Origin of the sequence: Halovenus halobia, from assembly GCF_051414135.1 — an archaeon.
GTDB lineage: Archaea > Halobacteriota > Halobacteria > Halobacteriales > Haloarculaceae > Halovenus > Halovenus halobia.
Genome location: NZ_JBLKOA010000003.1, coordinates 263,189 through 275,669 on the forward strand (window position 1 = coordinate 263,189; position 12,481 = coordinate 275,669).

14 protein-coding genes and 1 tRNA gene are annotated in these 12,481 nt (G+C 60.5%); 9 read left to right on the forward strand and 6 right to left on the reverse strand.

Going from position 1 to position 12,481, the window contains the following annotated elements; translation table 11 throughout:
* Positions 1 to 21: 21 nt before the first annotated feature.
* Positions 22 to 567, forward strand: a complete 546-nt coding sequence (locus tag ACMGFM_RS10500; protein ID WP_436902555.1) for a Mov34/MPN/PAD-1 family protein — start codon at positions 22 to 24, stop codon at positions 565 to 567.
* On the opposite strand, the gene ACMGFM_RS10505 is transcribed toward ACMGFM_RS10500, so the two are convergent.
* Entirely contained in the window at positions 568 to 1,107 is a 540-nt protein-coding gene (locus ACMGFM_RS10505; protein ID WP_436902556.1) for an NfeD family protein, read from the reverse strand.
* Between the two features lie 138 nt (positions 1,108 to 1,245).
* On the opposite strand from ACMGFM_RS10505, the gene ACMGFM_RS10510 reads away from it, so the two are divergent.
* Both ACMGFM_RS10510 and ACMGFM_RS10515 read left to right on the forward strand, forming a co-directional pair.
* Positions 1,246 to 1,752, forward strand: coding sequence for a PUA domain-containing protein (locus tag ACMGFM_RS10510; RefSeq protein ID WP_436902557.1), 507 nt, complete (start codon positions 1,246 to 1,248; stop codon positions 1,750 to 1,752).
* Between the two features lie 61 nt (positions 1,753 to 1,813).
* Positions 1,814 to 2,173 carry a cell division protein SepF gene (locus tag ACMGFM_RS10515; RefSeq protein WP_436902558.1) on the forward strand — a complete coding sequence of 120 codons (360 nt, stop codon included), beginning with the start codon at positions 1,814 to 1,816 and terminating at the stop codon, positions 2,171 to 2,173.
* Between the two features lie 262 nt (positions 2,174 to 2,435).
* Here the strand turns inward: ACMGFM_RS10515 and pheT are convergent, their stop codons facing one another.
* From pheT to glmM, 3 genes are all read right to left on the reverse strand, one after another.
* Positions 2,436 to 4,157, reverse strand: coding sequence for a phenylalanine--tRNA ligase subunit beta (pheT, locus tag ACMGFM_RS10520; protein ID WP_436902559.1), 1,722 nt, complete (start codon positions 4,155 to 4,157; stop codon positions 2,436 to 2,438).
* The gene (pheS, locus tag ACMGFM_RS10525) at positions 4,157 to 5,665 is read right to left on the reverse strand and encodes a phenylalanine--tRNA ligase subunit alpha (protein ID WP_436902560.1); all 1,509 of its coding nucleotides are present in this window, start codon (positions 5,663 to 5,665) and stop codon (positions 4,157 to 4,159) included. Before pheS ends, pheT begins: the two co-directional genes overlap by 1 nt.
* A 227-nt stretch (positions 5,666 to 5,892) precedes the next feature.
* The gene (gene glmM, locus ACMGFM_RS10530; RefSeq protein WP_436902561.1) at positions 5,893 to 7,248 is read right to left on the reverse strand and encodes a phosphoglucosamine mutase; all 1,356 of its coding nucleotides are present in this window, start codon (positions 7,246 to 7,248) and stop codon (positions 5,893 to 5,895) included.
* Between the two features lie 403 nt (positions 7,249 to 7,651).
* On the opposite strand from glmM, the gene pyrE reads away from it, so the two are divergent.
* The 3 genes from pyrE to ACMGFM_RS10545 are packed head-to-tail and all read left to right on the forward strand — an operon-like array spanning position 7,652 to position 9,679.
* Positions 7,652 to 8,182: an orotate phosphoribosyltransferase gene (gene pyrE / locus ACMGFM_RS10535; RefSeq protein ID WP_436902562.1), complete on the forward strand. Its 531-nt coding sequence runs from the start codon at positions 7,652 to 7,654 to the stop codon at positions 8,180 to 8,182.
* A gap of 42 nt (positions 8,183 to 8,224) precedes the next feature.
* Positions 8,225 to 8,560, forward strand: coding sequence for a DUF5798 family protein (locus ACMGFM_RS10540; RefSeq protein ID WP_436902563.1), 336 nt, complete (start codon positions 8,225 to 8,227; stop codon positions 8,558 to 8,560).
* Between the two features lie 6 nt (positions 8,561 to 8,566).
* The gene (locus ACMGFM_RS10545; RefSeq protein WP_436902564.1) at positions 8,567 to 9,679 is read left to right on the forward strand and encodes a THUMP domain-containing class I SAM-dependent RNA methyltransferase; all 1,113 of its coding nucleotides are present in this window, start codon (positions 8,567 to 8,569) and stop codon (positions 9,677 to 9,679) included.
* Here the strand turns inward: ACMGFM_RS10545 and ACMGFM_RS10550 are convergent.
* Both ACMGFM_RS10550 and ACMGFM_RS10555 read right to left on the reverse strand, forming a co-directional pair.
* Positions 9,676 to 10,191 carry a redoxin domain-containing protein gene (locus ACMGFM_RS10550; protein WP_436902565.1) on the reverse strand — a complete coding sequence of 172 codons (516 nt, stop codon included), beginning with the start codon at positions 10,189 to 10,191 and terminating at the stop codon, positions 9,676 to 9,678. The two genes, ACMGFM_RS10545 and ACMGFM_RS10550, sit on opposite strands and share 4 nt — an antisense overlap.
* Positions 10,192 to 10,231: 40 nt before the next feature.
* The gene (locus ACMGFM_RS10555; protein ID WP_436902566.1) at positions 10,232 to 10,849 is read right to left on the reverse strand and encodes an RAD55 family ATPase; all 618 of its coding nucleotides are present in this window, start codon (positions 10,847 to 10,849) and stop codon (positions 10,232 to 10,234) included.
* A 149-nt stretch (positions 10,850 to 10,998) separates the two neighbouring features.
* On the opposite strand from ACMGFM_RS10555, the gene ACMGFM_RS10560 reads away from it, so the two are divergent.
* From ACMGFM_RS10560 to ACMGFM_RS10570, 3 genes are all read left to right on the forward strand, one after another.
* Positions 10,999 to 11,073, forward strand: a tRNA-Arg gene (locus tag ACMGFM_RS10560).
* 259 nt (positions 11,074 to 11,332) lie between these two features.
* On the forward strand, positions 11,333 to 12,133 hold the full coding sequence (locus ACMGFM_RS10565; RefSeq protein ID WP_436902567.1) for an SWIM zinc finger family protein: 801 nt from the start codon (positions 11,333 to 11,335) through the stop codon (positions 12,131 to 12,133).
* Between the two features lie 65 nt (positions 12,134 to 12,198).
* A complete protein-coding gene (locus ACMGFM_RS10570) occupies positions 12,199 to 12,480 on the forward strand; it encodes a type II toxin-antitoxin system HicB family antitoxin (protein ID WP_436902568.1) in 282 nt (93 codons plus the stop codon).
* Position 12,481: the final 1 nt, after the last annotated feature.

Consider the following 12,481-nt stretch of genomic DNA (forward strand, 5'->3'; position numbering starts at 1 on the left):
CGAGAGGCCAGAATATGGGCAATGGGATTGTTTCGGTCGGAGGAGTTGCTCGGCATCGCGGCGGAGACACTCGAGTTCATTCTCTCGGCCTCTGAGCAGACCCATCCGAACGAATATATGGGCTTTCTGCGCGCCGAGAGCGCGAGTAAACTCGACCTCGACCGAGATGGACGCGTCATCACCGATATTCTGGTGATTCCGGGCACCGAGTCGGGTCCGACCAGCGCGTCGGTCAAAGAGATGATGCGACCGAACGATATCAACTCTGTTGGCTCTGTGCACTCACACCCAAACGGCGTACTCCGGCCCAGCGACGCCGACCTGAAGACGTTCACCAGCGGCAGGGTCCACATTATCATCGGCGCCCCGTACGGCCGGACGGACTGGCAGGCCTTCGACAATCAGGGAGAGCCAACCGACCTGGAGGTCATCGACGTGGCACTGCCGGACGACGACTTTTTCCAGTTGACACAGCAAGGGCTGGAAGACGAACATCTCGAACACCCTCGCGAGCAGTCCGAAGAGACTGACGAAAAGCGCGGTGGCCTGTTCTCGTGGTTCCGGTAATCAGGCCTGTTCGGTCGTCTCTGCTTCGCGTTCCAGTTCGCGGTCGATTTCGTCTCTGACGTTGTCGACTGACTCGACGGTGACGACGTTACCGCCGCCGGGGTCGACGACAATTATCTCAGTTCCTTCGGAGATTTCGTCGTCGAAGCTTCGTGCCTCGTAGTAGGGGTTGAAGCCACCCTCTTCGAGTTTGACCTGCCCGTCAGTCGGCGTGACACGCTCGGTGACACGGCCGGATTTCCCGCGGAGTGATTTGGAGTCGCTGGTCTGGCCCTCGCCTTTGCCGCCGTAGAGGTCGAGTTCGCGGTAGGCATACAGCGTGCCGACGGACGTGGCGAGAACGACACCGGCCATGATTGTCAGTGTGATTGCCGCCGGAATCGAGGCGGGAAGTAACACGCCGACGATACCCGCGGCGAAGATGCCGGTCCCGGCGACGAAAAAGTGAGCCCCGGGCGCGAACGCCTCGGCTATGATGAGTCCCGCGCCGGCGACGAGCATAAGCAGGGCAAAATCGCCGATAAATGACTCCAAGACCATAGCAGAGATTGGGCTGGAATGCTGATAACAGTTCGGGCTCGTTTCGGGCCGGGAAACGAGAGTCGGGCAGCGAGGGCACTGCGAGGGGCCGTTCGGCGAAGCCGAGGCGTTTATGCACACGGCCGCTGACCCACACATATGGACGTGAAGTCGCGCCACCACCTCCGGTCGGATGCGATCGATACAATCCAAGAGCGTATCGAGGCCGAACTCGGCGTCACCGTCGAGGCCGACTCCTTCGAGAAGGTCGAGTTCGACAACAGCGACTGGAACGTCGTCCTCGTTGACGGCGACCCGCTGGTCCTGTATGTCGACAGCGAGGACACTGCCTCGAACGCAGAAGAAGAACCGTTTCTGACCGTCCGTGGCGCGAACGAGTTCCCGCCAACCACGCGAATCGTCACCGTCGACGCCGGGGCAATCCAGTTCGTCTCCGACGGCGCAGACGTGATGCGGCCGGGCATCGTCGAGGCCGACAATGTGATCGAATCGGGCGACCTCGTCGTCATCAACGAGGAAGGCCACGGGAAGTTTCTCGCAATCGGTCGGGCGCTCACCGATGGAGACGACATGGTCGGCGACGAGGGCCGTGTCGTCGAGTCGATTCACCACGTCGGTGACGACCTCTACGAGTTGACAGTCTAACTGACGCTGACCCGGCATGTCTGACGTAAAGCCTAAGCGGTCGGCGGCCGCTTCCTTTCGTATGGGACTCATGAGCAAGATACTCGGGAGTTCGGGCGGCACCCGACAGACCGAGGATTACGTCGAACTCAGTGCCGACGAACTGGCCGGAGATGACATCGAGGCTGAAACACAGGTCAAAATCGCGAAGATTGGCGATAAATCTGACGTGATCGACATCAAAGACGAAGTGTACGACGGCAACATTGTCATCGCGGACATCACCCGTCACAGCACCCAAGACCGGACGATGGAACATATCACGGACGAGCTGAAACAGGTCGCCAAGGAGGTCCGTGGTGATATCGTCCAGAAAGACGACGACCAACTCATTATCACACCGACCGGCGCGGAGATCAGCCGCGAACGGATCGGACGGTAGTCGCTGAGCAACCACCTTTTTATCGTTCGGGTTGCTCACGCCGTTCGCAACCACTCACGGCAAAAACGTGGTCTTCACGAACGGAGTGAGTGAAGGCTCGGGAGAGTTTGCTCTCCCGGTGGAGAAAAAGGCCGCGAGCGTGCAGGAGCGCGCTCGCGGTAGAGTGAGACTAGCACAACCCCCCGCTCGTTTGGTTCAGGTTCACAGTACTCTCAGCAAAAATCTGAATCAATAAGTCGCTCCTCGCGGTGCTCGTTCGCGATTACTCCAGCGCGTCTAACTCGAACTCGAACGCTGCAACGGGAAGTTCCAGGTCGTGTTCCACGAGCACTTTCGGGTGAATCTCACCAATCACACCGGCAGATTCACCATCCAGCACGACTTCAGCCGTCCGGCCGGAGATGAACGTCGGGTGCTCTGTTGGCGGCGTCTCCAGTTCAGCGTCGAAAGCCTGCGCGAGTGCCTGCAGGCGACCGCGGGCGTCCTCGTATGAGGCCTCAGTGTCAGCAAGCACACCGGCGACAGTCTGGTGTTCGGCAACGCCGGTGTTTTCGCTGTCGTCCAGTTCAGCCCCAAGCCCGATCTCTGAGAGGTGCTGTGGATACTCGCGGTGGGTGTTGTTTTCCAGAACCAGCAACAGCGACGGCAGTGCCCACGTGCGAAGAATCTCGTATGCCTCGCTGTACGGTTCACGAATCGTCACCGGGTCACCACCGCCGACGACGTCCGTCCCTGCTTCGACGCCGAGGCGGTCGTAGTTCTCCTCGGCGGAGATCATATGGAAGTTGAGCAGGTCCTCGAAGCCCAGTCCGACCAGCGTGTCCCGAGCGGCGTCTTCGAGTCGCGAGCGTTCGTGGCGGCCGCCGACCGTTGACACGTCTGGATAGCGTGGGTCGAGGTCGTTGAAGCCGTAGGCCCGACCGATGTCGTCGATCACGTCGAGCGGGTGGATAACGTCGACGCGGTAGGGCGGAATCTCGACCTCGTAGCTCTCGTCGTCTTCGTCGAACTCGCCGTCGAGACCGGCGCGTTCGAGACAGTCAAGCACCGTCCCAGAGTCGAATTCGACGCCGATGATACTCTCGATACGGTCGTGGGCAACGGTCTTCGTCTTGACTGTGAAGTCGGGTCGGTCGAGCGTCTGGCCGGCGTACTCGCCGGGCGTGTCGTCGGTGTAGTCGACGGTAACGCGCTCGACAGTACCACCGCGGGCCGACAGCGCGTAGCAGACGATGTTACACATGTGGTCGACCGTCCACTGGTCAGTTCCCGTCATCTCGATAAGGAGGTCCCGCGAGTCTTCGGAGACCTCGGTTCGGCGACCGTTGATGACCGGCGGGAACGAGAACAGCCCGATGTCGTCGTAGATTGCCGGATATTCCTCGAAATCAGCGACGAGGTCGGCGTACTGCGAGCCCATGTGATGCGAGTCGGTCACCTCGCGTGGGGTCATACCGTCCTCGCTTTCCAGTGGGACAAACCGCTCCTCGTCAGGGTCCATCGACGTGTACCGAATCGTCTTCCCGCCGCCAGCTCCTGCTGTGCCTTTCAGCGCGACGAGGTCGTGGACACCGATAGCGCCTTTCGCTCGCTGGCGGCCCATCGTCGCGTGCAGTTTCTCCTGAATCTGGATGAGCGACTCGAGCGAGCGCTCGTCGAATTCCAGTCCACGAACGACTGCACCGGTGACATACGGCCGTTCTGCTGGCGGGCCGTCGACCTCGATGGTCCACTCGGCATTGTTCGTGTTCGGGATGTAGACACCGCGGTCGGTGCCGTACTGGTAGCGCAGCGAGCGTGCGATTCCTTCGACGGAAAGGCGGTCGAGGCGGTCCGGCGCGAATTCGAGTTGGAACTCGTCTTCGTCAGTCCAGCCCTCGAATTCGAGACCGAGTGCGAACATGTCTTCGCGGAGTTCGTCGTCGTCCTTGTCCGTGCCGACTAACTGGCGGAGTTCGTCAGGATCGACGTCAACGACGGGCATCAGTACACCACCTCCACGTCTCGCAGCAGTTCAAGATCACACAACGTCCCGTGCACATCGCGAATGTCCTCGAAGCCGTACATAAGCATGAGTAGTCGTTCCAGTGAGAGTCCCCAGGCCATTACGTCTGCCTCGACACCGAGCGGTTCGAGCACCTCTGACCGGAAGATGCCGGAGTTCCCAACCTCGACGATTTCGCCCGTCTCGGGGTGGGTGCCGAAGAGCTCGAACGACGGCTCAGTGTAGGGATTGTAGTGTGGTTTGAAATCCAAGTCGGTGATGCCGAACTGCTCGTAGAACTCGGTGAACGTTCCCATCAGGTCTCGGGCCGAGAGGTCCTCGGCGAGCACCCAGCCCTCGATCTGGAAGAATTCGAGCAGGTGCGTTGGGTCCAGCGTATCGTTTCGGTAGACTTTCTCGACGCTGAAATACCGCTCCGGCGGTTCGAGGTCACCTTTCGCATAGCCCGAGAGATGGCGCATCGATAGCGACGTGGTGTGGCCACGGAGGTCCAGCGACTTGGCGACGCTTTCCTCCCACGGGGAGTGATAGCCCTCACCATCCGGACCGACACCCTCCAGATGGGCCGAGCGAACTCGCTCCACCAGTTCGTCGGGGAGGTCTCGAATTTCGGCAGGCGACTCCAGGTCGAACTGGTCCCAGTGGGTCCGAGCAGGGTGGTCCTGTGGCATGAACAGGCAGTCATTGATCCAGAACTGGGCGTCGACGTGTGGCCCTTCCATCTCCTGAAAGCCCATCCCGACGAGCACGTCTTTCACGCGGTTTGCGGTCTGGCGGAGGATGTGTTCCTTGCCGTGTGACGGCTCCTCAGCCTCGGCTTCGACGTTGTACTCGGCGAACTCGACATCTTCCCACTCGCCGCTGGTGATGAGTTCGGGCGTGACCTGCCCGACTGTTTCGGCGACTTCGACACCTTCCATCAGTGCCGTCACGCCATCCTGTGAGACAGAAACAAGTCGAATCGTCGACTCTTGGCGGTCGACCAGACCGCGGCTTTCGAGTTGGTCGAGTAGGGCCTCGTCCTCGACAGACTCGCCGGCGTCGAGCACTTCGAGCGCCTGTCGTTCCTCGTCGGCGTCTGGGTCTGCGTCAGGGTTGGCGGAGACGTCACCGCTGTCGACAGAGCCGTAGCCTTTGCGAGCAAAGTTGGCGAGCGCGATATCGACGGCGGGGCCGTCGAGGCCAGCGTCGCCGAGCAGTTGCCCAAGCGAGACAGCGTCCTCGTCGGCACCGGCTTCGAGTGCAGCCTCGAAGAGGCGGAGTTCGGGCAGGCCGTCTTCGAGGTACTCACGGCCCTCGTCGGTGAGTGTCGTCGTCGCGTCGGTTTCTTCGGAGATTGTGACCAGTCCGTCTTCTTCGAGCGCGAGCGCCGCGCCCGTCGCAGTCTCGGGTTTGAGACCAGCCTCCTCCGCAAGTTCAGTTATCGGGCGGTCCGTGTCGGCGTCGGCGGTTTGTAACACCGCGACCTGTGCGTCCGGAAGTTGCATTGTTGTTGGTGGATACACCGCAGGTTAGTCAGTTAACGGTTCTCACTCGCAGACGGAGGGTTTCACCGACCACGGCGGATTTCACCCGCGCTCCGGTCGGCTCCACCACCCTCAGAAAGAGCGAAAGCCCCACAACAGCGGCTGTTCGCGTGCGAATCGCCGCCTGTGGAACTGAGTGATCACAATCGAACGTTGGTGCTCGCTGGCGAAAACGTTTGGGTGGTGTGTTAGGCCGCCTCGACAGCCTCGACCATCTCGGCGAGTAGTGACTCGGCCCGGGAGTGCTCGCGGGCCTCAGCGTAAACGCGAATCACTGGTTCGGTCCCGCTCGGTCGGGCGAGCACCCACGCGTCGCCGTAATCGAGGCGATAGCCGTCGATGGTGTCAGCCTCGACATCGGCTTCGTAAGCGTACCGTTCGATAGCGTCGACCATCGCGGCCCGCTCGGCGTCGGTGTCGTAGGCGATGTTCGCACGCGCCTGAGCGTAGCCGTCGTACGGCTCCAAAACTTCGCTGGCGTGCTGGTCGGCGAGCAGTTCGCAGAACTTTGCGGCGGTGTACGCGCCGTCGCGAGCGACTCGATAGTCCGGGAACATAATGCCGCCGTTGCCCTCGCCGGCAATTGGGACTGAAACGCCCTCGGCCAGCAGTTCCGTGATAGCTGTGATGAGATACGTCGAGCCGATGGGAGTCAGGTGAAGCTCTGCGCCGGCAGCTTCGACGACGTCGACGACCCGCTGTGAGCAGTTGACCGCCGAGACGACGGTATCTTCGGCCGAAACGGTCGTCGCTGCGAGTGCGGCGAGGACGGCGTCGCCCTCGACCAGCGTGCCGGTTTCGTCGACCACCATCGCCCGGTCTGCGTCGCCGTCGTGGGCAATGCCAAGGTCGGCGTCTGTCGCGCTGACCAGCGATTCGAGGTCGCCGAGGTGGGCTTTGACTGGTTCGGGGTCTCGGCCCGGGAATCGGCCGTCAGGCTGGCCGTTGACCGTGAGGACGCGACAGCCAAGGTCACGGAACAACTGTGGACTGGTGAGCGCGCCGGCCCCGTGGGCAGGGTCCAGCGCCACGGTGAGTTCAGCGTCTGCGATTGCGTCGCGGTCGACTGCCGCCAGCAGTTCCTCGCGGTACGCACGGTTTGCGCCGTCAACGTGGTTTGACTCACCACTCCGTCGCCAGTTGACAGTGTCGTGGCCCTCGTGGAATCGGTCCTCGACGACTTCGAGCACGTCGCGGGTGAGTTCGACGCCGTTGCTCCCACAGAGTTTGATGCCGTTGAACTCCGGTGGGTTGTGTGAGGCGGTCACCATCACACCCGGCACGCCTGTCCGTTCGCAGTACGCCTGCAGGCTTGGCGTCGGCACAACACCGAGTCGGTCAACAGTACAGCCGACGCTTGCGAGTCCACTGGCAACGGCGTCGGCGAACATCCCGCCGGTCTCCCGGGTGTCACGGCCGAGCGCGACATGGTCGTGGTCCTCCGTGAAGACGCTCCCGGCGGCCGCAGCAAGACCGAGTGCGTACTCAGGCGTCAGTGTCTCCAGTGCCACCCCCCGTACGCCGCTCGAGCCGAACTCCTCCATTCAGTTGTGGATGTGTCCCGATTGTTCATAGTGGTTGCGTTCGGTGGGAGAAGTTTCGATTGTAGGAAAACAGGATTAGTAAGTTGCGACGGACAGCCAGAAAGCCCCGACTCTCTCAACTCCCAGCCCTCGCTGCGCGTCTCACTTCGTTGCGGTGCTTGCGTCGGCCGGGTTCGTTGAGAGAGTCACCGGGAGAGCAAAGCTCTCCCGAGCTCACGGCGCGGAGCGCCGTGAACGCCCCTTTCAGTCCCACCCGCGGTGGCCCGTGTCACAAGCTACTAGGCGGGACTGAAAGGGGTCGAGCGTGAGGGGGCTTTCTGTGTCTACGTACCCGTTGCCGCTCGACAAACAATTCCCACTCATAATCGGCAAAGCCAAGGAATCGCGGGGCGACCCCAGAGATATGGACACGCAGTCGCTCATCGAGTTGCTCCGCGACGCCGACGCGATCAAGTTTGGAGAGTTCGAGCTGTCACACGGCGGCACGAGCAACTACTACGTCGACAAGTACATTTTCGAGACCGACCCGGCCTGTCTCGACGCCATCGCGACAGCCTTCGCCGAGCGAGTCGACGGCAAACTCGGCGGTGTCGCGCTCGGCGCAGTGCCGCTGGCGGCCGCGACCAGCGTCGCTGCCAACCAGCCCTATGTCATCGTCCGCAAGTCAGCCAAAGAGTACGGCACCGGCAACCGCATCGAAGGCGAGTTCGAGCAGGGCGAAGAGATCGCGGTGCTCGAAGATATTGCCACCACGGGCCAGAGCGCTGTCGACGCTGTCGAGGCACTCCGTGAGGCCGGCGCAGTCGTCAACCGTGTACTCGTCGTCGTCGACCGCGAGGAAGGCGCCAGGGAGAATCTGGCCGACCACGATATCGAACTCGATTCACTGCTGACCGCCTCAGAACTGCTTGCCGACAGCGACGAGACCGCCTGACGCTCCGAAACACCCACAAGTCCGCCAAGCATAGCTCTCAGTATGGACATCGCAGGCACGAAACAGAAGATTCAGCGGGTCGTCAAAGTTGGCGAGGAGACCTACAAGAAGATCAATCAGGTCATCGAACAGGTCGAACAGCTCCAAGAAGACCTCCAGAAGACCAGCCAGCAGGTCGACCACATCGAACGCGAACAGGCCGAACAGCGTGCACTCCTCAAAGCGCTGGCCGAGGAGCAGGGCCTCGATGTCGACGCGATTCTCGACGATGTCGAGTACCCAGAGCGACTCCAGGAGACAGAAGACGAAAACGAGGCCGAGGACGAACAAGCCACAGCGAAGGCGAGCAGTCGCCCCTCGGCGTCGACCGAGGAATAACTCGTCGTGCGGATTCACGACTCCGAAGCCCGGCCGTGGCGCTTTCTGGTGTCGACCAACCGCGGACTCGAAGCGATTGCTGGGGCCGAACTCACAGAGTTGGGACTCAGCAACGCCGCCACACTGTATCCCGGCATGGTTGAGTGTGCTGGTCCGCCGACAGCGATACCGCTGCTCAACACCCGCGGGCGAACGATTCACCGCGTCCTGCTGGAACTCGCTCGAGGAGAGTGTCACTCGCTCGGGGAGATTGCCGACCTCGTCGCGGAAGTGGACATCACCCAGTATCTCGACACCGACCAGTCGTTTGCGGCCCGTGCACAGCGCCGCGGTGAACACTCCTTCGAGAGCCCGGATGTCGAGTCTCGGGTTGGACAGGCGATCGTCGACTCGTACCCCGCAAACCAGCGCCCGCCGGTCGACCTCGAAAATCCTGACCTCATCTTTCGGGTGTTCGTCCGCGAGCAGCGTGTTATCGTCACCGTGGACACGACAGGTCAGCGGTCGTTACACCGCCGCCAGAACAGGACGTTCGAGCACGAGGCACCGATTCGGCCCACGATGGCCGCCGCGATGTACCGATTGGCCGCGCCTCGCTCCGGCGACGTTGTCGTCGACCCGATGTGTGGCTGTGGAACGATTCCAATCGAAGCTGCTGGCGCGGAACTCGGCCGTCCAGTCGAGATTGGACAGGAACTCGCATTCCGGCGGCTTCGCTGTCCTGCCATCGAATCCGGGACGGATGAGCTGGCAGAACAGTGCCACGAAAGTCACAATGTCGGTATCGTCGGCGCAGACATCGACGAGCAAGCAGTGGCCGGAGCGCGCGAGAACGCCCGCACCGCCGGGCTCGCAGGCGAGATTTCATTCGCAGTTGCGAACGCACGCGAGCAGTTACTCGACGGTGATATCGTCGTGACGGACATGCCCTTCGGCATCAGGACCGGCGGTGATGTTCGGCCGCTGTACGCCGACTTCGCGGAGCAACTGGCTGCCTCACCCTGTCGCCGGGCCGTGATTCACACGACCCGGGCGAATCTCCTCGGCGTCGAGCCAACCGAGCGCTTCGAGATGCGACGGGGTCGTCTGGAGAGCGAACTCCTCGTCGTCGATTACTAACCGTCGTATTCGACATCCGGCCGCGGGAGGTCAAAGCCCAGTTCGTCGAGTTCCCGCGTCGCGCGTTCGCTCGGCGAGGGCGACTCCTGCGCGAGCGGGTCGGCCTGCTCGACGGCCCGAACCTCCCAGTCGCCGTCGATGACGACTGTCGCTCTGGCGGGAATATGTTGATGGCCCTCCCACTCACTCAGCAACAGGTCGTACTGGTCGGCGATGCCAGCGTGAAAGTCCGAGACAAGTGGGACCGGGACCTCGTACTCGTCGGCGTAGGCGGCGTGGCTGAACAGACTATCACCTGTGATTCCAATGAGAGCAAGCCCACGAGTGTCGCCCCACGCCTCCTGGACGGCGAGCCACTCCGCCGTACAGGAGCCGACGAAATCCGCCGGCGCAAAGAGGAGCACGACTGCCTCGTGCTGTTTGATTTCGGAGACTAATTCGAGAAGTTCACCGCCGTCACCGACGAACGCCGAGGCACGGAAATCCGGTGTCTGTTGACCTACTACAACCATAGGAAGACGAGCGCCGCCAGCCCAAAAGACCTACCGCACCTCAGGCGGTGCCGGGCAACTGCATCGAGACAGAGCGGTCCTCATCGACAGTGACGATACCGTCGAACAGCTGTTTGAGTGTGTTCAGCGTCTCATCGTCGTGCGCCGTCGATTCGAGGACGTGAATCCCGATAGCTTCGGCGTCCTCAATACGGCTGGTCAGGACGTGCATGAACCGGAACACGGTCTGGAGGTCTGAGTACATCAACAGCGTCGAGAGCGAATCCATCACGACACGGTTCTGTTTGACGCCGCGGTTCGTATAGAACTCCTCGACGAACTCGGAGAACTTGATACCGATGCCGGTCATATCCATCGGCGAGGACGTGTACTTGACTTGGTCCGTATCGTTGGCGGACCGACCCTGATGTTTGGTTACGCAGTCGACGATGCCGAGATTGGCGTCGTCAGGTGATTCAAGCAGGGAGTTGAAATCGGTGAGGACGCGGTCAGAGCTATCTCGTGTCGTGACGATAACACACCCCTCTCCGTTGTTCCCCCCGTATGCGAGCGCCTCGAACGCCAGCCGGCGCTTCCCGCTCAGCGCCGGGCCAGAGACGAGCAGGTTCGTCCCCGGTTCGAGGGCGTTGTTATCGAATTCTGGGCCAAGTTCGTACATTGTGTATCCCATACAGGGCAGAGATGTAACCCCGTCTCTATCTGCTACCTTGTTGTCTTCTCGTCCACGATGTATAAATGAGTTTTCGTTACAACAGTGCGGTTCGAATCGGGGAGTTTTTATTCCGACGTTGGTTTGTTCGGTATGCCGGGCGCTTAGCTCAGCTTGGACAGAGCACTTGGCTTCGGACCAAGATGCCGCGGGTTCAAATCCTGCAGCGCCCATAGCAGATTTCACGGGCAAAATCGCAAGACAACGGTCGGTCTCAGGATATACGTTCAGATTATATTCGTTCACTTCCTGAACGATTCTGAAACGCGGCGGTTCAGTCCCGTGGTTCACGACATCTCCAGTGTGGTCCAATACGTCTAATCATTGGCCCGTTGAATGTGTCGGGGGCCAATCTTCTGGCGACTCAAGTCGCTTGATCTTCTTCGTGATCATGAGCCTCATTGGTGACTGTCCAGTATTTCTAGATACGCTATGGATATCGACACAGAGACGATTCAGGACCGCTGTACAGACGCAGTTTTCGAGCGGGGACAGACGTACCGCGAAGAGGAGCGTATTCGACGGATCAGCCGGTTCGACACTGTCGTGACAGCCAAAGTCCAGGGATCGAATCTCTACGAGGTCACTGTCGACTTTGCAGACTCTGACCTCAATGTCCATTGTACCTGTCCATACGATGGCCCGGGTGACTGCAAGCACATTGTCGCAGTATTACTGCAGGTCGTCTCAGATGGCCCACGAGATGAGAGTGACCGTATCGATAGTATCCTTGCGGACCTCACGAAAGACGAACTCCGCTCGTTTCTTCGAGAGATTCTCTCCCGCAACCCCGAACTGTGTGAGCAGTTTCTGGCACGTTTCGCCGAAACGGTGGACAAATCCGCTCCAGAGTATCGAGAAGAAGTTGCTCAGTTGTTTGATGAGCATTCCCAGAACCACGGAGTTGTTCTGGAAGCAATCGACTTCTCTCGGTTTTTCGACCTCGCAGAACAGTATCAAAACCAAGACCGGTATCGCGCTGCGGTAGCAATTTACCGCGGACTATTCGAAGCGATTGACGACAATATTCAGCTCGTGGACGCTGCATACGACCACTACGCGCGATCGTTCCAGACTGCGCTCGACGGATATGTCGAATCCGTCCAGCGAACCGATCCTGACCCGCAAGAGTTCGAGTCGTTCGCTTCTGTGTTAGAAACACGCATTTCGTCGGGAGCGGATTTTCACCGAGACCAGTTTGCACAGGCTCTGGAAAATCTTGGCGAAAAGTAAGTCCCTATTGTCTCTGATACCAACAGTCCCGAAGCGTTTTGTTGGTCTCCGAACTACATGCCAGTATGGCGAAAGCTGACACTGGTGATTCAGACACACCACGCCGTGAAATTCGTCTCGTCGAAGAGGAAGGCGGCGGGTGGTCAGCCATCGACAAAGAAACTGGTGTGGCGAGCCAGGGCGAAACGCGCTCGGAAGCACTCGTGAATCTAGACGAAGCCGTCGCCCTGCACAAGGGAGAGATTGGCGAACCCGTAACTGATGCCGACCTTCGTGATTTGGGGATCGACCCGGACGCTGTTCCGGACGAACCACGCGAACCTGACGCACCCTGGTTTTCGGAGTAAC

Bases quoted from the DNA above. Each gene is read 5' to 3' on its own strand.
- ACMGFM_RS10550 (WP_436902565.1), bottom strand. From the start codon at position 10,191: ATGGTTGTAGTAGGTCAACAGACACCGGATTTCCGTGCCTCGGCGTTC.
- ACMGFM_RS10540 (WP_436902563.1), top strand. From the start codon at position 8,225: ATGGACATCGCAGGCACGAAACAGAAGATTCAGCGGGTCGTCAAAGTT.
- pheT (WP_436902559.1), bottom strand. From the start codon at position 4,157: ATGCCCGTCGTTGACGTCGATCCTGACGAACTCCGCCAGTTAGTCGGC.
- pheS (WP_436902560.1), bottom strand. From the start codon at position 5,665: ATGCAACTTCCGGACGCACAGGTCGCGGTGTTACAAACCGCCGACGCC.
- ACMGFM_RS10505 (WP_436902556.1), bottom strand. From the start codon at position 1,107: ATGGTCTTGGAGTCATTTATCGGCGATTTTGCCCTGCTTATGCTCGTC.
- ACMGFM_RS10570 (WP_436902568.1), top strand. From the start codon at position 12,199: ATGGCGAAAGCTGACACTGGTGATTCAGACACACCACGCCGTGAAATT.
- pyrE (WP_436902562.1), top strand. From the start codon at position 7,652: ATGGACACGCAGTCGCTCATCGAGTTGCTCCGCGACGCCGACGCGATC.
- ACMGFM_RS10565 (WP_436902567.1), top strand. From the start codon at position 11,333: ATGGATATCGACACAGAGACGATTCAGGACCGCTGTACAGACGCAGTT.
- ACMGFM_RS10515 (WP_436902558.1), top strand. From the start codon at position 1,814: ATGGGACTCATGAGCAAGATACTCGGGAGTTCGGGCGGCACCCGACAG.
- ACMGFM_RS10555 (WP_436902566.1), bottom strand. From the start codon at position 10,849: ATGTACGAACTTGGCCCAGAATTCGATAACAACGCCCTCGAACCGGGG.
- glmM (WP_436902561.1), bottom strand. From the start codon at position 7,248: ATGGAGGAGTTCGGCTCGAGCGGCGTACGGGGGGTGGCACTGGAGACA.
- ACMGFM_RS10500 (WP_436902555.1), top strand. From the start codon at position 22: ATGGGATTGTTTCGGTCGGAGGAGTTGCTCGGCATCGCGGCGGAGACA.
- ACMGFM_RS10510 (WP_436902557.1), top strand. From the start codon at position 1,246: ATGGACGTGAAGTCGCGCCACCACCTCCGGTCGGATGCGATCGATACA.